25 protein-coding genes and 1 rRNA gene are annotated in these 21571 nt (G+C 43.8%); 10 read left to right on the forward strand and 16 right to left on the reverse strand.

Translation table 11 applies throughout. The features are described 5' to 3' along the window. Positions 1-7 precede the first annotated feature (7 nt). Positions 8-925: an NAD(P)/FAD-dependent oxidoreductase gene (locus B092_RS0111280; protein WP_018575345.1), complete on the reverse strand. Its 918-nt coding sequence runs from the start codon at positions 923-925 to the stop codon at positions 8-10. Positions 926-1003: 78 nt separating this feature from the next. Between B092_RS0111280 and B092_RS0111285 the strand changes: the two genes are divergently transcribed. From B092_RS0111285 to B092_RS0111305, 5 genes are all read left to right on the forward strand, one after another. Continuing rightward, on the forward strand, positions 1004-1363 hold the full coding sequence (locus B092_RS0111285; RefSeq protein ID WP_018575346.1) for a dihydroneopterin aldolase: 360 nt from the start codon (positions 1004-1006) through the stop codon (positions 1361-1363). Between the two features lie 14 nt (positions 1364-1377). Then, positions 1378-2346, forward strand: coding sequence for a tRNA 2-thiocytidine(32) synthetase TtcA (gene ttcA / locus B092_RS14310; RefSeq protein WP_018575347.1), 969 nt, complete (start codon positions 1378-1380; stop codon positions 2344-2346). Continuing rightward, positions 2336-3196 (forward strand): NADPH-dependent 7-cyano-7-deazaguanine reductase QueF, encoded by an 861-nt coding sequence (gene queF / locus B092_RS14315; RefSeq protein ID WP_018575348.1) that lies wholly within the window; start codon positions 2336-2338, stop codon positions 3194-3196. Before ttcA ends, queF begins: the two co-directional genes overlap by 11 nt. A 15-nt stretch (positions 3197-3211) precedes the next feature. Further along, complete coding sequence (sppA, locus tag B092_RS14320; protein ID WP_018575349.1) at positions 3212-4195, forward strand: signal peptide peptidase SppA; 984 nt, start codon at positions 3212-3214, stop codon at positions 4193-4195. A gap of 107 nt (positions 4196-4302) precedes the next feature. After that, a complete protein-coding gene (locus B092_RS0111305; protein ID WP_018575350.1) occupies positions 4303-5154 on the forward strand; it encodes a pirin family protein in 852 nt (283 codons plus the stop codon). 108 nt (positions 5155-5262) lie between these two features. Here B092_RS0111305 and B092_RS0111310 read toward each other — a convergent pair whose 3' ends face one another. Further along, positions 5263-6348, reverse strand: a complete 1086-nt coding sequence (locus B092_RS0111310) for an NAD(P)H-dependent flavin oxidoreductase (protein WP_018575351.1) — start codon at positions 6346-6348, stop codon at positions 5263-5265. 168 nt (positions 6349-6516) lie between these two features. Here B092_RS0111310 and B092_RS15230 point away from each other — a divergent pair, with 168 nt between their 5' ends. Next, the gene (locus B092_RS15230) at positions 6517-6672 is read left to right on the forward strand and encodes a DUF1328 domain-containing protein (protein WP_018575352.1); all 156 of its coding nucleotides are present in this window, start codon (positions 6517-6519) and stop codon (positions 6670-6672) included. A gap of 124 nt (positions 6673-6796) precedes the next feature. Here B092_RS15230 and sodC read toward each other — a convergent pair whose 3' ends face one another. After that, complete coding sequence (sodC, locus tag B092_RS0111320) at positions 6797-7324, reverse strand: superoxide dismutase family protein (RefSeq protein ID WP_026253755.1); 528 nt, start codon at positions 7322-7324, stop codon at positions 6797-6799. 297 nt (positions 7325-7621) lie between these two features. Between sodC and B092_RS0111325 the strand changes: the two genes are divergently transcribed. Both B092_RS0111325 and B092_RS0111330 read left to right on the forward strand, forming a co-directional pair. Further along, entirely contained in the window at positions 7622-8314 is a 693-nt protein-coding gene (locus tag B092_RS0111325) for a glutathione S-transferase family protein (protein WP_018575354.1), read from the forward strand. Positions 8315-8342: 28 nt separating this feature from the next. After that, positions 8343-9170 (forward strand): 5'-methylthioadenosine/adenosylhomocysteine nucleosidase, encoded by an 828-nt coding sequence (locus B092_RS0111330; RefSeq protein ID WP_018575355.1) that lies wholly within the window; start codon positions 8343-8345, stop codon positions 9168-9170. Here the strand turns inward: B092_RS0111330 and tenA are convergent. Beyond that, on the reverse strand, positions 9158-9838 hold the full coding sequence (tenA, locus tag B092_RS0111335; protein WP_018575356.1) for a thiaminase II: 681 nt from the start codon (positions 9836-9838) through the stop codon (positions 9158-9160). The genes B092_RS0111330 and tenA overlap by 13 nt on opposite strands. Positions 9839-9990: 152 nt before the next feature. On the opposite strand from tenA, the gene B092_RS0111340 reads away from it, so the two are divergent. Next, positions 9991-10626, forward strand: a complete 636-nt coding sequence (locus B092_RS0111340; protein ID WP_026253758.1) for an NAD(P)H-hydrate epimerase — start codon at positions 9991-9993, stop codon at positions 10624-10626. A 68-nt stretch (positions 10627-10694) separates the two neighbouring features. Here B092_RS0111340 and B092_RS0111345 read toward each other — a convergent pair whose 3' ends face one another. Then, positions 10695-11186, reverse strand: coding sequence for an acyl-CoA thioesterase (locus B092_RS0111345; protein WP_018575358.1), 492 nt, complete (start codon positions 11184-11186; stop codon positions 10695-10697). A gap of 203 nt (positions 11187-11389) precedes the next feature. Between B092_RS0111345 and B092_RS0111350 the strand changes: the two genes are divergently transcribed. Beyond that, a complete protein-coding gene (locus B092_RS0111350; RefSeq protein ID WP_018575359.1) occupies positions 11390-12058 on the forward strand; it encodes a gamma-glutamylcyclotransferase in 669 nt (222 codons plus the stop codon). A 172-nt stretch (positions 12059-12230) separates the two neighbouring features. Here the strand turns inward: B092_RS0111350 and B092_RS0111355 are convergent, their stop codons facing one another. The 11 genes from B092_RS0111355 to rrf form a co-directional block, all read right to left on the reverse strand. Continuing rightward, the gene (locus tag B092_RS0111355; protein ID WP_018575360.1) at positions 12231-14363 is read right to left on the reverse strand and encodes a heavy metal translocating P-type ATPase; all 2133 of its coding nucleotides are present in this window, start codon (positions 14361-14363) and stop codon (positions 12231-12233) included. A gap of 25 nt (positions 14364-14388) precedes the next feature. After that, complete coding sequence (locus B092_RS14775) at positions 14389-14844, reverse strand: YtxH domain-containing protein (RefSeq protein ID WP_018575361.1); 456 nt, start codon at positions 14842-14844, stop codon at positions 14389-14391. A gap of 92 nt (positions 14845-14936) precedes the next feature. Beyond that, positions 14937-15488: a hypothetical protein gene (locus B092_RS15775; RefSeq protein ID WP_018575362.1), complete on the reverse strand. Its 552-nt coding sequence runs from the start codon at positions 15486-15488 to the stop codon at positions 14937-14939. Next, positions 15485-16186: a ferritin-like domain-containing protein gene (locus B092_RS0111370; RefSeq protein WP_018575363.1), complete on the reverse strand. Its 702-nt coding sequence runs from the start codon at positions 16184-16186 to the stop codon at positions 15485-15487. Before B092_RS0111370 ends, B092_RS15775 begins: the two co-directional genes overlap by 4 nt. Then, complete coding sequence (locus B092_RS14335; protein ID WP_018575364.1) at positions 16179-16529, reverse strand: hypothetical protein; 351 nt, start codon at positions 16527-16529, stop codon at positions 16179-16181. Before B092_RS14335 ends, B092_RS0111370 begins: the two co-directional genes overlap by 8 nt. A gap of 84 nt (positions 16530-16613) precedes the next feature. Continuing rightward, positions 16614-16931 carry a FeoB-associated Cys-rich membrane protein gene (locus tag B092_RS0111380; RefSeq protein WP_018575365.1) on the reverse strand — a complete coding sequence of 106 codons (318 nt, stop codon included), beginning with the start codon at positions 16929-16931 and terminating at the stop codon, positions 16614-16616. Next, on the reverse strand, positions 16915-19482 hold the full coding sequence (feoB, locus tag B092_RS0111385) for a ferrous iron transport protein B (RefSeq protein WP_018575366.1): 2568 nt from the start codon (positions 19480-19482) through the stop codon (positions 16915-16917). The genes B092_RS0111380 and feoB overlap by 17 nt, the downstream gene beginning before the upstream one ends. Continuing rightward, complete coding sequence (locus tag B092_RS15235; RefSeq protein WP_018575367.1) at positions 19479-19829, reverse strand: FeoA family protein; 351 nt, start codon at positions 19827-19829, stop codon at positions 19479-19481. The genes feoB and B092_RS15235 overlap by 4 nt, the downstream gene beginning before the upstream one ends. 94 nt (positions 19830-19923) lie before the next feature. Continuing rightward, on the reverse strand, positions 19924-20721 hold the full coding sequence (locus B092_RS0111395) for a DUF4198 domain-containing protein (RefSeq protein ID WP_018575368.1): 798 nt from the start codon (positions 20719-20721) through the stop codon (positions 19924-19926). Positions 20722-20751: 30 nt separating this feature from the next. After that, the gene (locus tag B092_RS0111400) at positions 20752-21069 is read right to left on the reverse strand and encodes a hypothetical protein (protein ID WP_018575369.1); all 318 of its coding nucleotides are present in this window, start codon (positions 21067-21069) and stop codon (positions 20752-20754) included. A gap of 344 nt (positions 21070-21413) precedes the next feature. Continuing rightward, a 5S ribosomal RNA gene (rrf, locus tag B092_RS0111405) occupies positions 21414-21527 on the reverse strand. Positions 21528-21571 lie beyond the last annotated feature (44 nt).

Consider the following 21571-nt stretch of genomic DNA (forward strand, 5'->3'; position numbering starts at 1 on the left):
CACTCGATTAAGCCAAACTCAAGGCCTTTTGGATAGCTTTAGCTGCCGTTACCCCATCGGACATCGCAGTCACCACGCAAGGATGCTGTCGGCGCGTCACCTCACCTATTGCATATAAACCGCTGACTGCCGTTTCAGTGCTTGCGAAATCCACCTCCAGGTAATTCTTGTCATCAAAGCCGACACCTAAGCCTTGAATCCATTGTGCTTGGGGCTCGTAGCCATAAAAAACCAAAATCACATCATAGGCTTGGCCAGCGACCTCTTTTTTTGCCGGGTCAAAGAAATAATCTCCAACAATCACCTGCCCATCACGCAGTCGCTCCATCCAATGATCTTGCCCGCGCAAGGTGCGCGCATAAACAGTGACCTCCGTGGCCCCTCTATTTTGGGCAAACAGCGCATTTTCCAGGGCATTATCCCCGCCCCCAAGCACTGCCACTCGCTTGTCCTTAAAGTCGTAGTTATTTAATCGTGCGCCTGCGCCAATTAAAACATCCTCAAAGGTTCTTCCTGCGCACTCTACCGGCTCTTTATAATCCACACCCGTTGCCACAACCAGTTTTTTAGAATGAAAAAAGCGCTCTGCAGCGTCAGAACTTTTTACCTGCACTGCAAAGCCATTTTCCAATAACTGAACCGCCTTAACCTCATGACCTAGCAAAGGCTCAATGTCTGCTAAGGCCAAACTCTCAAGCAAATTAAGCGCAACTTCCTTACCTGTTAAACCGGGTGCTGTAGGATTCCACTCATCCTTAAAAGGATTGCGCGCGCACATCCCACCGACCTGCTCACTGCCCTCTAATAACAAGACTGAATAACCCAAGCGCTTAAGCCAAACCGCACATGTGACACCAGCAACACCGGCGCCGACAATAATGGCATCATAAAGAGAATCTGCTACTTGATTATGAGCAAGAGACATTGTGACAAATCCTTTTAAATACAAGTATTTCTTTAGTGTAAAGACTAAAATGTAGCCTAATTATTTTTTACAAAAACTATGAATACAATAACCATCTTTTTTGAACGCCTGGCAATTGAAGCACGTATCGGCGTTTTACCGCGTGAGCTTAAAAACACCCAACGCATTTACGTTGACGCAGATATTAGCGTACAACAAACTCAAGAAGTTGACGATCTTGATATTAAAACTGTGCTTGATTATAGACTGCTCCGTCAAGTTATTATTGAGGAATGTACCCGTGAGCATGTACATTTAGTTGAGGCCTTGGGTCAGATGATTTCTAATCGTCTACTCAAAGACTTCGATGAGGTGGTCGCAGTTAAACTTCGCATCAGTAAGCCATCGGCCTTTGATGACTGTGATGCCGTCGGCATCGAATTTAATATTAGCCGCTAACAGCATCCAGCACTATGAGCCAATCTACTACCAGCTTAAAAGAGCCAAACATCTCCGAGCGTGAACGCATTCGTAACAACAAGCTAAGCAAAAAAATCATCCGCGAAACCGCTCACGCCATTGTTGATTACAATATGATCGAAGATGGCGACAAGGTGATGGTCTGTTTATCCGGCGGCAAGGATTCCTATACATTATTAGAGGTCCTACGCACCTTACAAACTCGCGCCCCAATTAAATTTGAGCTATTAGCGGTCAACCTCGACCAAAAGCAACCGGGATTCCCTGAGCATGTGTTGCCGGAGTATTTAGCCTCCATCGGAGTGCCTTTTCATATTGAAAACCAAGACACTTACTCTATTGTTAAACGAGTTATTCCAGAGGGCAAAACAACCTGTTCACTCTGCTCCCGCTTAAGACGCGGTATTTTATATCGAGTAGCCGAGGAGTTTGGCTGTAATAAAATCGCTTTAGGCCATCACCGCGATGATATATTGGCTACTTTTTTCTTAAACCTGTTTTATGCTGCTAAATTAAAATCTATGCCGCCTAAACTGGCTTCTGATAATGGCAAGCATACGGTGATTCGACCGCTTGCCTATGTCGCCGAGAGCGATATTATTAAATATGCCCAGATACAGCAATTCCCGATTATTCCTTGTAACCTCTGTGGTTCTCAAGAAAATCTCAAACGTCAAGAGATTAACCGCATGATCCGCGACTGGGAAAAAGACAGCCCTAAAAAGGTTTGGAACGCTTATAAAGCCTTGGCCAATATCGTGCCATCCCATTTGATGGACCGTGAGCAATTCGATTTCGTTAATCTGACACCTGATTTTCAGGACAACCCCGAAGGTGACACCGCCTTTGACACAGAAGCTTTCCCTGACTTAGAGGATACGCGAAGCATTAGCAATGCCGATGGCAAGTTAAGCGCTGAAGCGCAAGTAATACAGATTTATAGAAAGAGCAATGACAAATAAAATCACTGATAGTAATTTAGGACAAGATACCCAATACCCAGAGCAATACGACCCCACTCTTTTATTTCCTATTGCTCGCGCTGAAACGCGCCAAGGCTCACCTGCCGAAAAAACGCCCGCTTGGATTGGCGGTGACATCTGGACGGCCTTTGAAGTATCTTGGTTAGACAGCAAAGGTAAACCGATTGTTGCGATTGCTTCTTTTGAGTTTCCTCAGACTAATCGCTATTTAATCGAGTCCAAATCTTTTAAGCTTTATTTAAATTCTTTTAATCAAAGTAAATTTAATAGCGCTGAGGAAGTGGTCGCTTTATTTGAGCAAGACTTAAGCAAAGCCAGTGGTGGCACGGTTAAGGTTGATATTAAGTTAAGTCACGAATGGAATAACTGCCAACTTATCAATATCCCAGGTACTAGCGTGGATGAACTAGAAGTTGAGATTGATACTTATGAGCCCAATGCTTCCCTTCTTCAGTTAAAAGATGAGACTGGCGACGACTCTGTTCAAGTGAATATCCTTTATTCAAACTTATTAAAGTCTAATTGCCCAGTCACAAATCAGCCGGACTGGGGTACGGTCATTGTTGCTTATAAAGGCAAAACCATCGACCCGGCAGCTTTTTTAAAGTACATCGTGTCCTACCGTCTGCACAATGGTTTCCATGAGCTATGCGTTGAAGAAATTTACTGCGATTTACTGACGCAATGCGCCCCCGACGAGCTCTTTGTAATGGCTCGCTACACCCGTCGCGGTGGCTTGGACATTAACCCTTGGCGCGCTAGTAGCGAAGAGATTATTGAAGCAGTTAAGGAATTGGTAGCACCTTTTAACCGATTGGCAAGACAGTAAGGATAGAAGTAACTCATGTTTTTCAAAAAGAAACGTCCTCCAGAAGATGACGAATCGCTTAATACCGACGAATTAATGCATGAAGTTGTCTTTCAGATCATGAAAGAACGTAGGTGGCGCACCCTCACCAGCTTATTTCGTACGCTGATTTTTCTGCTGTTCGTGGTGATGTTAATTTATTTCTTTTTTCAAAACTCCGGTAGTAAACAAATCACCGACACCGTCAGTAGCTCCTCTCACCTCGCAGTGATTAAAATCAATGGTGCTATTAGCAGCGATAAAACGGCCAATGCGGATGATATTTATAAGCTGTTAGAAAAAGCGTTTAAAAATGATTCTGCCGAAGCCATTTTACTCAGTATCAATTCACCGGGCGGAAGCCCTGTTCAGGCCGGCCGTATCTATGATGATGTGCGACACTTTAAAAGGCTGTATGACAAACCGGTCTATGCCTATATTGATGATATAGGCGCTTCAGCCGGTTACTACATCGCTGCGGCAGCAGATAAAATTTACGCTAACCGCGCCAGCCTTGTTGGCTCCATTGGCGTTATCAGCAGTTCCTTTGGCTTGGTCGATACCATCGATGGACTGGGCATCGAACGCCGTGTGATCAAATCCGGCGAACATAAAAACTTCCTCGACCCCTTTAGCCCGCTGCATGAAGAGCAAGCTGCTTTTTGGCAAACTCAGCTGGATATCACACATCAACAATTCATCGATCGTGTGGTGGAATCTCGTGGCAAACGCTTAAACACAGAGGTAGAAGGTTTATTTTCAGGACTCGTTTGGAATGGCGAGGAAGCAAAGCGCATCGGTTTGCTCGATGATTTAAGTTCACCGCAGCAAGTAGCCGGCGATAATAAAATCATCGAATACCGCAAAAAAGGAAGCTTCCTCGATAGTTTGGATAATAAACTCCCTTTTTCTATTCACTCAAGCAACCTTGTTGATGAGGTAGTCACTAAGCTTAGCACACAAAAAATCGAACTAAGATAATCCCTCCTATTCGACTCCTTGTGCTGCGATAAACTTGAACTTTCGGCAATCGGTCTCATCTATTGGGTACTCAATTACGTTACTCAATAACTTTGTTAGGAGTACACATGTTTACAATCACCAAATCCCGTCAGGTCGAGCAAATCTATCGTGGCCAAAAAACCAGCGAAGGCGCAGGCGTGCAGCTCACTCGTTTGTTTAGCAGTAACTTACAGCGCCGCCTTGATCCTTTCCTAATGCTGGATAACTTTGCCAGTGACAATCCCGACGATTATATTGCCGGCTTCCCGGATCACCCTCACCGTGGCTTTGAAACAGTGACCTATATGATCGAAGGTCGTATGTTACACCGTGACAGCAAGGGTAACGAGGGCCTCTTAGAAAATGGTGGCGTGCAGTGGATGACTGCCGGCAGCGGACTCGTTCATTCAGAGATCCCCCAGCAAGAGGACGGCACCATGAGCGGCTTTCAGCTTTGGCTGAATCTGGCTGCTGCAGATAAAATGAGCAAACCTTGGTACAAAGACTACCAAAACGCTGATTTACCTAAATACACCACCGATGAAGGTGTCGCTATCACCGTGATTGCCGGTCGTAGCAATGGCACCGAGGGAGCAGTTCAGCGCGACAAAACCGAACCGCTCTATCTCGATGTTCATGTACCCGCAGGTAAATCCTTTAGCACGGCTATTCCTGCCAATCACAATGCATTTATTGTGGTCTACGAGGGTCAAGTCGAGCTTAGCGGTACGACAATCGAAGCCACCCAATTAGCTCTATTAGCCAATGATGCCGATGTTGACGGTGTTCATCTCACCGCCACTGATGACAGCCGTGTGCTTATCCTTGCCGGCAAACCTTTAAATGAACCCATTGTTCAACACGGGCCTTTTGTGATGAACTCCAGAGAAGAAATTGTCGCTGCATTTAATGACTTTCAAGCGGGTAAATTTGCTTAAGATAATTACCATAGTTTAAAATCTAGCACCCAATCAATCGTCTCACTTATCACCCTATCAGTGAGGCGATTTTTATTATGTCATTGAGATGATGTATTGATTTTTAAACTATTGCGTCGCCTCTCTCACCAGCAGTGAAATCAATTCTTGCGCCGGCATTTCTCTAATGCGCGCTAAGCCTGCGCCTGACCAATAGGCACCATAACCCTCATCATTCTTTTTTAGCGCCACATCATTTAATTGCTTATTTGCATCATAAAGTACAGGATATGCCGGCCGCTTTAACCCTTCCACCTGCGTCAAACGAGCGCCTAGGTCAGTTAATTTAGTCCTAAGCCCACGTGCCGGACGACCTGAAACATCAGCGCTCACTAATGTGTCGGCATTTGCTTTAGCATGCTCCCTTAATTGTGAGCGATAAGCCTCGGAAGCAGAGCTCTCAGGACACAGCACAAAGGCGGTACCTAGCTGTACTGCTTCAGCTCCCTGCTCCAGCAACTGGCAAATTTCTTGACCTGTCATCACGCCGCCGGCAGCGATTACCGGTGTTTTACAATGCTGCTTAATTTGTTTAAGCAAAGCCAAGGTACCAATTCCTTCATCACGTTCCGGATCAAACACCCCGCGATGGCCACCGGCCTCATAGCCTTGTGCAACAATATAATCAACCCCTGCCGCCTCGAGTAGCTGAGCTTCATCGACATGGCAGGCGCTGGCAAAAATCGCAATCCCTGCCTCTTTTAATTTTTGTAAAACAGAGGCCGACGGCAGGCCAAAATGAAAGCTCACAATTTGCGGCCGCTTGTCTAAAAGCACGGCAACACGCTCATCTTCCTCAGTGAGCAGACTGTGATAAATCACCTCAAGCGTTGTAGGCGCTTGACCATCAAACTGTTCAAATAAAGGAGCTAATTTCTCAATCCAGCGCGCATTAGCCGTCTCATCAACCAGCTCTTCCTGGTGTGAGAAGAAATTAACATTAATTAAAGGGGTCTTATCGGTGCCACTTAAGGCCATATACTCAGTTATATTTTTATCGAGTACCGCAGCACTCATTGCACCACAACCTAAAGACGCTAGCGCACCGGCTTTATTAACAGCGACTGCCAGTACCGGATTGGAGACTCCCGCCATGGGCGCCTGAATAATTGGATAATCAACAGAAAAACGCTCACAAAAGCTTGTTTTAAACATGCCACCCCCGAGAAATTACGTTAAAAATTATTATGACACGTTAAGCAAGCGTTTTTAATCATCCTAAGAAATTTACAATTTCTAGAGATTATTTTCAATTTAATCATAGCTAAAAAGCGCTTAATACTTTAAAGTGAAAGTTCATATCTTATGAAAAAGGAGAAAACCATGCTTCATTATGCTGTTGTATTCTTAGTTATTGCTTTAATTGCCGCTGTATTGGGCTTTGGTGGAATTGCCGGAACAGCCGCTGGTATCGCTAAAGTACTATTCTTTGTTTTCTTAATAATCGCAGTGTTATCATTTATTTTCGGGCGACGATAAGTTAATAAAAACAATGTAAGGACTTAAAATTTAAACCCCATAGAGCAATACTCTATGGGGTTAATTTCATCCTAACGTAATAAGATTTAGGTCTCTCGATGCGTCATATGATTGATTTATCCTATTATTCAATCACACCGCATAGGTTACGACCACCGCCACCACCTAAGGGTGCCGGATCATCACTGTAATTGTCACCACCTACGTGAATCATGAGTGCTAGACCCTTAAGCTCTCTAATATCAGTCAGACGAGGGGCCACGACCGGGTAGTTAATATGACCCTCAGCATCTACATATAAAGCGGGTAAGTCACCCTTGTGGCCATCCGACCAAGGCCCTTTGTGGGCACCACTTTCCTCAGGGTCCCAATGACCACCGGCCGCACCGGCAGGCGTAACCTTGCCATCAGCTTCAGTCGCATCACAAGAGCCGACAGCATGCACGTGGAAACCACGAACGCCAGGCTCCTCAAGCCCCTTAATATCCGGAGTAAACATTGCACCATAGTCAGTTTGACTAATAGTCACGGTACCGGCAGACTCTCCAGGCCCCTTGTCAGTCGCAAATTTCATATCTACGACAATATCATCTGCAGCGTAGGCTGTTGTCATTAATCCAGCCAATAAAGCACTCATAAGAACTTTTTTCATATCCATATCACCTCTTAAAAACAACTCGTTACTATCAAACTTGCTGCTAACTCAGCAAAACGGCTTATGCACTTTACGGGCAAATACATAAGTACCTCACAACATCTTAGCATAGGGTCGTCACTACTTAAAACGATACGCCATGCTCATTCGCAACCACAGTATAATCAACCATATGGTTTGGCTGGTGTTTATACTAGCTAGGCACTTTTTATTAAAGCCTCAGCCATAAGCTGTGTTACACATACTCTTTGCAACTATCAGGGCAACCATTTTTATCAAGACCTTGGAAAACCTATGGCACCGACAATCACTCTTTATCATAGCGTCAGCGCTCGCTCCTTTCGCCCTTTATGGACACTTGAAGAGTTAGGCATAGACTATGAGCTTATTATGTTGGAGTTTCCACCACGGGCGCATCGAAAAGACTTTTTTGAGATCAATCCCTTAGGCACCGTGCCGGCACTAATGACTGTTCATGGTCTCATGACTGAGTCAGTCGCTATGTGTCAGTACCTTGTCAGTAAAATCACGGATAGCAGTTTAGCTATTTCTGAAAAAGAAGCCGATTATCCCCACTACCTAAACTTTTTGCATTATGGTGAGAGCACACTGACTTTTCCACAAACACTAGTCCTCCGTTATCTACACTTTGAAGCGCCTGAAAGGCAAGTAACGAGCGTAGCTAAGGATTATAGTCAATGGTTTATCAGTCGTACGAAATTACTGAATAAGGCATTACAAGATAAAATATATTTATGTGGCGATCGCTTTACCATCGCCGAAATTTCAGTAGGCTACGCATTAATGCTTGCGGAGTATGTCGGGCTACTGGCGCAGTGCTCAGAGCGTGTTCAAGCATATTGGCAACACCTAAAGCAGCGTCCCGCTTTTATTAATGCAGTCAAAAAAGAACAAGAGGCTGCCACAGCACAGGGGATTTCTACCCAAGCAGCACCTAGCTTACGCCCCTATTCAACCCACCAATAATTATTAGATTAAGGATTAACCCATTACAATGCACACTCAACACAGTGAGATTACGTTAGAAGAAAAAAACACAGAAGCACCAATCGGTATCATGGCTGCTTTAGAGCAGGAAATTGCCGTTATTTTACAAAACATGGGTGAAAGCGTTAGCGTACACCTCATTGCCGGTCGTCGATATTACCAAGGTCAACTCGACGGTCAACACTATGTCGTCGTCCTTTCCAGAATTGGTAAAGTCGCCGCAGCTTCCACAGCAACCACGCTGATCAATAAGTTTGGAGTTCGCAGTGTTGTCTTTGCCGGGCTAGCAGGCGGTGTGCACCCGGATGCATTAATCGGTGATATCGTCATCGGCAGCTCAATCTATCAGCATGATTTAGATGCCAGCCCACTTTTCCCAAAGTTCAGTGTCCCTTTATTAAATAAAACATTTTTTGATAGCGACGATGTCCTGAGCAATACCATCAAGCAGTCTTGTCTTGATTATCTAGATAACGATTTTGATACAGCATTTAAACCCGAGCAAAAGCAACGCTTTTTCCAGCGCCAAAAACCGCAGTTCCATGTCGGTCTTATTGGCAGCGGTGATCTCTTTGTCAATGCCTTAGAAAAGCAAAACCAAATTGCCGAACAAATGCCCGACACCCTGTGTGTAGAAATGGAAGGAGCGGCTGTCGCTCAGGTCTGCTACGAATATGATATTCCTTTTGCTATTTTTAGAATTATCAGTGACCGAGCAGACTCCAATGCAATCATGGATTTTAATGAGTTTTTAAGCGAAATAGCGCCTAACTACGCTTCTCCCATACTCAGACGGCTTTTACAACGCCTTTCCCTTGCCGTTCAGACCGCTTGATCTAGACCGGCTTGCCAAAAATCAATTTCTAAGCAAGTGGCATCACGAAAAATAGCCGCCAACTCTTCAAAACGGTCCTCATCCACTCGAGCCAAGGCCTGATTTAACCAATCGGCCTCAGCCTTGGCAGCATCTTGAAAAGCTTTACTCAAATACATCTGCATCCAAGGCAAATAGGGATTAGACTCCGTCATCAACGTGAAGTCCTGTACCTCCAGCCACTTAGCAATCTCAGCATAGCCGATAAGACATGGCACTAAAGCCACATGCAAATCCAGTAAATTACCCTGATTACCGGCATCCAATACATAGCGCGTATAAGCCATCGTCGCTCGCCCTTCGGGTAGCTCCTCTAACTCCGCTTCAGTAATGCCCCACTTAGCGCAATACTCGATATGCAGGTCAAATTCGACATCTACAATAGCCATTAAGCTGGCATAACTCTGCCGTAACTCACGCATATTGCGGCTTTTATAAACCGCTAATCCCCAAGCACGGGCAAAATGGACAAGAAATAAGTAATCTTGTTTCAAATAATGCTTAAAGGCATCGCCGGTCAATGTCCCTGCACCTAATTGCCGCACAAAAGCATGCTGAATATAGTCTTTCCATGCCTCTGCACTACTCTGCTTCAAGCGTTCTAACGGGGTAAGAGCTGATTGAGTCATTTTTCCTCCAAACTTAACGCACCATAAACATATGAGTATATCAGTTTCGTACCGTTCGCCGTCTAAGCTAAAACTTCAAAGTTAAACATTATGCTTCCAAACAGCCATTTGTTAATATAATGACATCATGATGTAACACTAAGGGCAGAACGATGAGAAGAATATATACAGCTGCAGAGATGAGGCGTGCTGAGCAATGGGCCGTGAATCGAGGGGTAAGTTTTGAAGAGCTCATGGAAAATGCCGGTCAAGGTGTCGCCAAGGATTTATTAAAGCGTATTAATGACGGCAGATTGGCAAAACCACATTGCGTATTGATTATCTGTGGCAAGGGCAATAACGCCGGTGATGGTTTAGTTATTGCCCGAGTCCTAGCCGAGCAAAGTATCTCGGTTAAATTACTTTTTGTGCTTGGTCATGAGCTATCTGAACTGGCACAACTCAATTTAGATCGCCTAGCACCATTTAATATCGAGTTTAGTGACGATGCAGACGAAAGCCTATTTAATGACGAAGTCGACTGGATTATCGATGCCGTCTTTGGGACCGGCTATATTGGTGAATTGCCTGAGCATGTTGCCCGTGTTATGGCGCTAGCCAATCAGGCCGAGGCCTATCGTATTACATTAGATGTCTCTACCGGATTAAACTGTGATAGTGGCCAATTGGCAGAGCACACTTTCGATGCCGATCTTTGTTATGCCTTTGCTGCTTATAAACCGGCACACTTTATGCCAAATGGTAAAAGCAAAAGTGGTGAGATTATTTGTCTTGATATTGGCGTCTAGTATACTCCCCCGGGTTTCGTACGCATGCGAGGGAGTATTTATTAGCGTGATAGCTACGCGCAGAGTAACTAGCTCTGCGCTTCTTTTTTAATACTGTCTTGACGACCTTCCATTTCGCGTCGTAACTTTCTGCGTCGCTCACCTGCATTAAAGCGGCAAACTTCAATATCATCCTGTGGTGTTAGAGGAGGTACCGGCAATGGGCGACCATGATCATCCACCGCTACCATAGTAAAGAAGCAACTATTAACATGTCGCTGCTGACGAGTACGGATATTTTCAGCTAATACTCGGATACCCACTTCCATTGAAGAGTTACCAGTGTAGTTAACCGATGCTAAAAAGGTAACAAGCTCACCCACGTGAATAGGCTGCCTAAAAATCACCTGATCCACGGACAGGGTAACGACGTACTGCCCGGCATAACGGCTTGCACAGGCATAAGCCACTTGGTCTAAAAGTTTTAAAATAATCCCGCCATGGACATTACCGGAGAAGTTTGCCATGTCAGGCGTCATTAATACTGACATAGAAAGTTTATGTTTGGGTAAATCAGTCATTATGACTCCTTGATATTTTTAATAGTAACAAACTATTGATTGTTGTATTTTAATATAAATAAGTTATTAAAACAAATCCTACCGTCTTAAAATAGTTTTCATGATAAGTATAGCGAAATAGCAAGTAAACTTTTAATCCCTGCTAAAAAACGCTTTAGCCACCATAGTATAATTAGCCTTCAACTCACCAATTTATACAGATTATGAGCCCCTTAAACCGTGATTCTCTAGCCAATGGCAACTACCTACAGTCTTTCAAAAGCACGCCGGGCGTTGAGTGGTGGTCTAAAGAACAAATCATTCATTCGATGAAGGCGACTCTTGAGAAGCGACCGAAAAATGAGCCGGTATGGTTATTTGCCTATGGTTCCTTGATTTGGAATCCTCAATGTCATTTTGTGGAAAGTGTCCCTGCCCTACTAAAAGGTTGGCGACGTAGTTTTTGTATGCGCTTGATCGCTGGGCGCGGTAGCCCTGAGCAGCCGGGACGCATGCTATCGCTTACACCGGGCGGTGAAACAAAAGGTCTTGCCTTACGCTTTGCTGAAGACACGCTTGAACAAGAATTACTCATGGTGTGGCTACGCGAGATGGTTGGTGGCTCGTACTGTCCTGATTGGGCCGAGCTAGCACTAAGAGATGGTCGTCGGGTTGAGGCGATTATCTTCAGAGCCCATCCTGAACATCAATTGCATGAAGAGGATGACAGCATTGAAACCATCTACCCGCTGATTAACAAAGCAAACGGTGTTCTCGGCTCAAACCGCGATTACGTTATGAGTTTACATAATGCGCTTAAAGAGCATGATTTTGAAGATGACTATGTTGCGGCCTTGGTAAAAAAGCTGGGAACAACAAAGCCGCTTAGCTAAGGTGTTCATTTTGGACTGGCGGTACCTGCTTGAATCAGCTTCTCAACAAATAGCCCTTTTCTACCTGTAGGTTCAGTACTTGGTCAACCGCCATTTTGTTTTCACTGTAAAGACCGGCCCTCTGTGGGTTCTTAGAAAGCCGGTCAACGTGTTACTAAAAGGACATCTAGAGCTACTTAGTTGGTAATCTAGCCCTCAAAAATGCCCTTAATAATATGGCAATGGTACTACCGTTATGCAGCACTGAAGTTGCGACCGGTTGCAATTTACCGCTGGCTGCTGCCAGTAATATTGAGCTATTTAAAATAGCAGTTAAACCAAAGTTACTCTTAATTAAACGCTCGGTAATAACAGAAAGTTCTCGCATATCCGCGATACGAGCAAAGTCATCTTCAAGCAAAACCACATCAGCCGCTACACGCGCAACATCAGCGCCATTGTGCATTGAAACACCAACACCGGCAATACTCAAGGCAGGTGCATCATTAACACCATCACCAACAAAGACAATTGAACCATACTTCTGACTAAGGTCTTTAAGGATATCAGACTTTTCTTGAGGCAATAAACCACCATAAACCAGATCTAATCCCAGCTCATCACCCACCGCCTGAGCTCGCTCAGGATGATCTCCGCTAAGCATGACCAAGCGCTTAACTCCTGAGTCGCGTAAGCGCTTTAAAGTCTCTTTAGCATTGTGCCGAATACCGTCACGCAAAGCAATTATCCCCATGATTTCACCACCCCAGGCAATATATAACAATGCCTTGCCGGCCTGGTGTAACTCATCAATCAGCGTATTATGCTGCTCTAAAGGAATGTTCTCATGATCTTCAAGAAAATGACGGGAACCGACAACAATTCGCTTGTCTTGAATAGTACTGACTACGCCATGCGCGACAACAAACTCCACTTCCTTGTGATCAAAGTGCTGTGGATTTTTTAATTGTTTTGAAGCAAGCACGACAGCTTCTGCTATGGGATGAATTGAATGCTCTTCAACTGAGGCAGCCATGTTTAAAATATGATCTGCGTCTAGAGTAGCACTTAAAGAGACAACATCTGTCACTTCTAATTGCCCTGTGCTTAGCGTGCCTGTTTTATCAAAAACAAAGGTATCAGCGCGTGCAAAACCCTCTAGAGCAGTCGCACTTTTAGCTAAAACACCACGACGACCTGCCTCATACATCGCTGACTTAAAGGCTACCGGTGTTGACAGTTTAAGGGCGCAGGAATAATCTGCCTGTAAAACCGCTGCCAACCTTCTCCAATCACCTGAAGCTAAATATGTCACTGCGCTTAACGCTAAAACGAGTGGCACTAAACGATCGGCCATATTCGTGGCTTCCAGTTGAATGTTACTGCGTGAATCTAAGGCTGATTGAACAAAATTAGCGATCCGAGCGATTAAGGCCTTTTCCCCCACATTTTCTGCATAAATGTGTAAACGACCCTCTTGCACCAAAGACCCTGAATACACTCTATCCTTGTGACCTCGGCTTACCGGAACACTTTCACCTGTCAAGGCAGCCTCATTAACCGAAGCCATCCCCTTAAGGACTGTACCATCAATGGGAATTAGCTCCCCGGCAGACACAACCACTTCATCGCCAACCTGCAACTCACTGATTGGTACTTCCTTTTCCGAACCGTTTTGTACAACCCATACCGTCTTAGCACTAGGCGCTAATAAATGTTTCAGCATTTCATCAGAACGGTATTGAATATTTTGTTCCAAATATCCACCTATAGCCAGCATAAAGGAAGTCGCATTCGCCGTAAAATAGTCCTTACGGAAAAGAGAAATTGATACTGCCAGTGCCTCTAATACATGTGAGTTAATCCCGTTACGAAATAGATCTTCAACACCATCTTTTAAAACAGGTAGAGCAGACACAAGACTAATAGGCAATTTCAAAGGCTGACCTACTACTTGAGTCGCAGTACTTGATAAAAGACTCAATAGCACGGGCTTTAAAGTAGGAGGTTGCTCATTTTTTATGGCTGACGCCTGCGGATTTGACTCATCATAAGAAAGCTCAGATAGGTCAGAACTCTTGTTTTTAGTCGTTAAATTTAAAATTTGCAACGCCAGACTCTCACTATCATTCTGTTCGCTATGGTAAAGCACAGTTAAGGAGTTAATGCGCGAATTCCAACGCACGGATTTAACTCCCTCAAAGCAAGATACCATTTTATCCAGCTGTGAAGCATAGTGATGTTTGTCTGCCGTAGCTATTACGCAGCGCCAGCGCACTCGCCCGGGAATCTCATGTACAACCTCAAGCCTTATTACCCCTGCCATAGAAGCCACCCCACTAACTTATCATTTATTCAGAACGATTTTCCTGATCGACTTCCGCTCGTATATCTGAGACTTGCTCCACGAGTTCCTCAACACTACCAACGACATTACTATAAAGGCCAACGGCTGATTTTAAAATCTTATTACGACGCTGCTCGCTGCTTAAAGTCCAAGCTAAAGCACCACCTACCACTGCGCCTAATAGAAACTGTGTTCTATTATTGCCACCAAAGGAAGTTGGCAAGTTAGAAAGCCACTGGTGTGCACCGGATAAGTTTGTATTGATTGGCGTCCCAACTTGAGAAGGAATCCCGTAATTTGTACCACTGTCTTGTTGATAGTCCTGATAGTCTTGATAATCTTGGTAGTCCTGGTAGTTTGAATTCTGCCGTACACCGCCATATTGTCCTTGACCGGCATTGCGTCCTTGGCGAGCACCTTGAAAAGCTTTCTCTTGATGTTTTTTACCTTTTGAAGACATACTTAATTCTCCTGATATATTGTTTACTTTAATCAATTGATGGCTTTTTATTAAAAAAGACCACCCATCAATATCACTTGTTATGGTGGCTACTACTCAGCCGTTTCGCTCTTATTTTCAACCGCTTGTTGTACCCTCTTAGCGGCAATCTTTTTGGCAGCTACTCTTTTGCTTACACTCTTTTTAGTTGCAACTTTTTTAGCACCTACCTTTTTTGCTACTTGTGGTGGAGTCTCAATCAGTTCCTTAGTATCTTTCAACTCAAGAAGCGGCGTATCGGCAGCTAAGGACTTATCGACAGCTAAGGACTTAGCGCGAGAAGCAATATTAGGAGTAAATAGTGCTTTCTCAATGGCTAAAACCCCTATCGCACCCACAGCAGTAGCCACTAATACTGAGCCTGCTTGACCATTACGCCAAGACTCGGCAGCATAGTAACCGGCAGCCACCGCAACACCTCCTTGAAGCGCTTTTTTAAATGTTCGTTGAGCACTTGCCGGTGCTGATTTTGATTCTTCGCTAACCCCGGCAACTGCCAGACAACCCGCCGAGACTAGACCGCGTATAAAGTAATCGCTCGTTGTCCAAGCACTACTCGCTTGATTATGAGCATAATATCTATGCTTTTTATTTGAATTTGTCATTTTTGCTCCTTTACTTTAGCTTGACTGATTCTTTTCTTATAAAGCCAAACACTTGCACCTCCAACTATCAAACCACTCAATAGAGTGGGTGGTATGTTGCGGATAACAGGGCTCACTAATTTACCGTAAGGATGCTGCGCTACCAAACGAGCTAAGGTTCCTTCCAAAAAATCGGCAATCAGGCCATGCTTAACATACGCTTCACTGGCTGCTACACCGTGAGCAAGATGATAGTTTTCTTGAATTTGTGCAGCTTGTGCCGCTTGCTGAAAAGCCGGTAAGTGATTATTTAATGAAGCACTTTGTAAGCGTCGGAAGGTGTTAATAACTTCAGGCTCTGCCACAAACCCCAATAAATATGTATATAGATTCCCGTTGCGCAATTCACCATCAACTGCCCGCAGACAGTTTGCTGACCAAATCGGTTCTACCCGCACCTCTTGCATAAAAGGGTCGAAAGGACGAGGAATACCAAAACGCTCACATAGCTTATAGAGTTGCTTAATATGTCGTTCTTCAGAGCGCACAATATTGGAAAAAGGCGCTTGCTCTCCAAACGCTTCTACTACATGCGAGTAAAAAGCATGTGCTTCATACTCATCATAAAGAGCGATTCGCACCGCCTGATGTAAAGGTGGAAAAGGGGCTTTAAGATCAATTCTTTTAGTACGTAATATTCGCTCATCATAATTAAGCATTATTTAACTCCACTAAACGTTGTAACTCAGCATAGGCTATACGCAGCTTAGCTTCTAAATCGTGAGCGGCCGAAGTCTGTTGCCCATTCAGTAAGTCTGACCATGCAGTATCGGCAATTTGCAGACTGTCATACTCAATCGTTAAGGAACGCGCAAAAGTCTTAAAACCAACTTTCGAAATCCCCGGCAACTCATCGATAAAACTATTGACCATGGCTTTTGAAAGCGATGGCATTTCTACCTTGGGTATATCACGAGCAAATTTCAAACGTACTCGCCCCGCTGATTGATGAGCAATCTTGACGTAGGGAAGTAAAGAAAAAAAACTTTCAAATTCAGGCATTTAATATCCGGCTAATAGATATACTTCTTCAAAAATGCTCAACACATCAGCAGCACACAAAGTGTGAAAGTCTACATCAGTACCTTAAGCACCATGTTTAGTTTTTTTTCCTTCATGTTTTTGGAAATGTTGCAGAGGAATCACCTCTACGTGACGCAATGGCCATTCACGTTGCTGATGTCCATCAATTGCTATTGAAGATGATACCTCCTCATTATTAGGAGCTTTTAGCTGAGATGTGCTGGGACATTTACCATCACTACTTGCGCAACCTGCACAGCCTTTTTTTATAAAATATTTACGCCATAAGTAAATACCTGCTAAGAGCACTATAACAATAATCAATGCCCATTCAAATAATCCAATGCTTGCTTCTTGAGCAAAATCAATTCTGGAATTCATCTTGATACCCCTCTATACGGTTCATTGAGCTAGGGTATAAACCAACAATCAGTAATAAGGCAAGTAAACTGAAATACACCAAACTAAATACCTGCAAACCACTCAGACCAAGCCAAGTGCCACCTGTATAAATTACACTGGCTACAACCAAGCCCAACAAGGTAGGAAAAATCATAGAAAACATCATCCACTTATAAGAGCCTGTCTGCACACGAATCATAATCACGGTGGACAAGCACGGTGGGTACAAGGCAAAAAACACAATCAAAGCGACTGCTGTTAAGGAGTCGTAACCTTGTGCCTTTTGCTCTGCCCCCATGCGCTCTTCTAAGGGAATATTTTGATCATCATCCTGATCAAATAACACGCCAAGCGTCGCCACACTACTCTCTCGAGCAGCAAAAGAGGTTAATAAAGCGACGTTAATCTTCCAATCAAAATTAGCGAATTGAGTCACGTGCTCAACACCACGACCAACCTGACCCAACAAACTACTTTCAATACGAATCCCACGCATCTCACGACGAATATCTTTACGAGCATTATCTAAAGTTCTTAATGCACCGAAAGCCTGTCTTGAGTCAGCAGTACTCCCCCGTTGAAAGAAAGGGAAATAGTCCGGATAGTCACGTTCAAAACGCTCATCAACGGCACGTGCTTTTTCCGGTGATCCCGCAGTCAGCTTATAGGTACGAAAATCGTTATAAGCATTAATCAGTGCTATCAGATTTTCGGGGTCCTGCACAACAGCCAGATAAGAATTACCTTGTAATGTTTCATAAAACTGACTAATTGCAGTCTCAGCTCGCTGTTGATACTGCTCATTTTGCTCAACAGACAAACCCGGGAACTGTAACAACACATAAATAATGGTTGATACTGAAAGTACGATGGTGCCGACTTTTTTAATATAAATCCAAGTTCTCTCAAAAGCCCGGCGTAACACACTGAACAATCCCGGCAGATGATAGTGTGGCATCTCCATAACAAAAGGAGCTGTATCCATATTGCGCAGCACCGATACTGTTAAAAGCTTAGAAACCAATAAAGCAACAATCACTGTAATGGTTGAAATATAAAATAAAACAATACCTTTTTCAGTTGGAAAATAAATATTAACCAAAAGCGTATACAGCGGAATTTTAGCCATACAATTCATAAATGGCACAGTCAAAATTGTTGCCATCCGTGCCCTTGTATCGGGAATCCCTTTGGTAGCCATTACCCCCGGCACCGCACAGCCACCGGCAAATACCCCGGATAAAATCATTGGTAGCGTTGACTGACCATGCAAACCGAATCGATGCAAAATACGATCAATGATAAAAGCAATACGCGCCATATAACCGGTATCTTCAAGAATGGCAATTAAGCCAAATAAAATAAAGAAAATCGGTACATAGTTTAAAAGCGTATTTGCGGAGTCTACAATCCACAAACCAATATCGCGGACTAAGGGGTCAAACAGAAAGCCGGCCGCAGGCATAATACTGGCAACAAAATTCCGCATACCCGCTAAGAATGGCCATGTTATATAAGTTAGTTCATAGCCCTGCACAATCGATAATTGATAAATTACCCAAATAGTCAAGACTAAAACTAATGGAGCTAAAAAACGATTTAACACAATGCGGTCAATTCGCTCGGTCATGCTTATGCGTTTTTTATCACTATGCTTAACAGCGATGGCATAAGCTGCCCGAGAAGCTGCAACACGACAGCGTAACATCGCATCAGCAGCGGTTTCACCTGTGTTCTCGGTTAACTCCTGAGTAACTTCTGCTGCACGCCGGATGATTTGTTCTTTTAAATGGGGGGCTTTTCTATCAAGCGTTTGAACAATACCTTCATCCCCCTCAAACAGCTGGATAGCCGCCCAACGCGATGGATAATCAGCCAAGTCTGCTTCCACCGACCACAATTGGCTTATGGTAGTTATTGCAGCATTCCACTCAGCATAGTCAATCGTTGGTGGTACCTTAGCTAGTGTAGCGACTTCACTGATTTTGTTTTTTAAATCTACGGCCCCGTGGGCTTTACTAGCTACTGTAGCGATGACCGGAATACCTAAATGTGCTTCTAGCTTATCAGCATCAACCTTTAAACCTAAACTTTCTGCTACGTCCATTTTGTTGAGTACGATCAACATAGGACGCCCCAACTCCATCAATTGAAAAGTCAAATACAGACTACGCTCTATGTTTGCTGAATCAACGACATTAACAATTAAATCCGGTTGTTCAAGGAGTAAAAAATCGCGCGCTACTCGCTCTTCGGGCGAAAACGAAGTCAAGGCATAGGTACCGGGTAAATCAACTGCCTCAACACTCTGCTCATTAAATTGATAATAGCCACTTTTTTTATCAACAGTAACACCTGGATAATTAGCAATATGTTGACGTAACCCTGTTAGCGCATTAAACAAGGTCGATTTGCCTGAGTTTTGTTGCCCGGCGATAGCAATTAAAATCTTGCTTTTTTTAGGATTAATGGTGCGTTCATCAGCACCTTTGCTGTTAACGCTATAGATCGTTTGAACATTATCACTCATAATACGATCACCTCTATACTGTCAGCCTCTTCACGACGTAAAGCAACATAAGCATTGCCTACGCGAACCTCAATCGGATCATTTAGTGGCGCGGTACGCAACACTAAAACCTCTGCGTCAGGCACAAGCCCTAAATCCATTAAACGACGGCGCATAACACCATGAATTCTTACGGAACAAACACGACAGAGACTACCTATTTTGACGCTTGATAAGCGTACGCGAAGCTCTGACACCGATTGCTCTGCACCGCCCCGATGCTGATGGCGTGCACGCTGCTGCCGGCGAATCCCGTCGCCACCTTTATCATTATCCATGCTCATTCGTGCTAACTTATTAAAACTCATTGCTCCGCTCCCCGACTACTCTTGAGAGAACTTTACGCATTTCAGGGTATCTTAATCATTTTTAAGACACCCCTACTACTGCATCAAAAACGGATTATTCTAATTCATCAGCACGAATCCAAATAACCGCATCCTGACTTAACTCCTTACCTTCAAACTGATCCTCAGGACCAGTACCTAAGGCTGCAAAACCCCAAAAACCGGCCTTGGGAATGCCAAAAGTAAACATACCGTTTTCATCTGTAAGCACCACGATTGAGCCACCTTTAGCCTCAACACTGTCATTTGAGCTTACTTTGTTCGTAGCCACTTCCGGCGGTGCAACCATGTACTCAACCTCAATCTCTGCCCCGGCAACTGCTTTGCCCTCACTTAGCACTTGAGCAGTAAAAGTTGAACCGACAATAACATTATTGGGTTTAACATAAGGTAGCATCTCGGTCGGCAAACCTAAGGGCTCAGCCCACGCATCAGGAAGGCCACCTCTATTCACATAGCTTTTGGTAATTTGTTGAATATATATATCTTCACTTTTTTCATAATACGGCTCGGGCACGACTACGAAAATATAATCACCGTTACGTTGTAACCTAGCCTCTGACACAAAGGCTTGAGCGCTATTACCTTTACCCTCAAAAGTAACCTCTTTAAGGGTGTCTAATAAATCATGCTTTTCACCTCTAAACACATAATAAAACTCACGCGGTTTTGCCATATCCATGACATGACCATTTTCCATTGGGTGCCAAAAGTTTAAGTACAAAGGAATATTCGCAGGATCAGCTAAGTTAGCCTCAGGCGTATAAATAAGTTGAAAGTGCGCTTGAGCCGGTGCACTTATTGTCGCTATACCTAAACTCACCGCAAGCGTAGTAATAACTTTTTTTAACATATTTTTCTCCTATAAAAATACAGCAGCACATTACTCAACGATACGGCTACTAGGTATCTCCACAGTATGGCCTTCGCCACCCTCAAAAACCACTTTAAATTCACCCTCAGGTTTATCGAAAATAAAAATGCTATTCGCGTCTAACTTGCCCTCAACTAACACCTGATTATCCGGGCCATAAACCACCATAGGCACACCTGAAGCTGATGAACCATCAGAAAAACCCCCTTCACATTCGACTGTGCCATCACCATTGTCATAGCAAGAACATAACGGTGTATGCGCTTGTGCTCCGCCTGTAGCGAATAAAAACAATGCAGCTAAAATAAGAAATTGTTTATTAAACATAATTTGACCTCTTTGTTGAATAATAGTGGGAAAAATCATTTACAAAATTTATAATTTAATCATATTATACTTAATGATAATCATTCTTATTTAATTTATTGCTTTATTATTATTTATCAAATAAGGATTAATTTAAGGCAGGAAAACTACAGAAACTTGTCTATACAGCCAATTAAGTTGGCTTATTTAGAAAATGAACATCACACGAGTGTGGTATTGAGGGGGGAATTAATGGATATGTTCAGCGGAGACTTAGCGAAGCGCTGCGAGTAGATGGTATTCTTTTTTTACGGGCATTAAAAAACCCCCTGAGAGCGTATGCTTTCAGGGGGTTGATGTAATTTGCCTGACGATGACCTACTTTCACGGGAGCGAATCCAACTATCATCGGCGCGAAGGCGTTTCACTGTCCTGTTCGGGATGGGAAGGAGTGGGTCCACCTTGCTATGGTCGTCAAGCGAAGCTTGTATTGCTTGGTTTAGCAATTAGGAAGAAGCACAAT

The sequence above is a fragment of the Oligella ureolytica DSM 18253 genome (assembly GCF_000373745.1).
In the GTDB taxonomy this organism is placed as follows: Bacteria; Pseudomonadota; Gammaproteobacteria; order Burkholderiales; family Burkholderiaceae_B; genus Oligella; species Oligella ureolytica.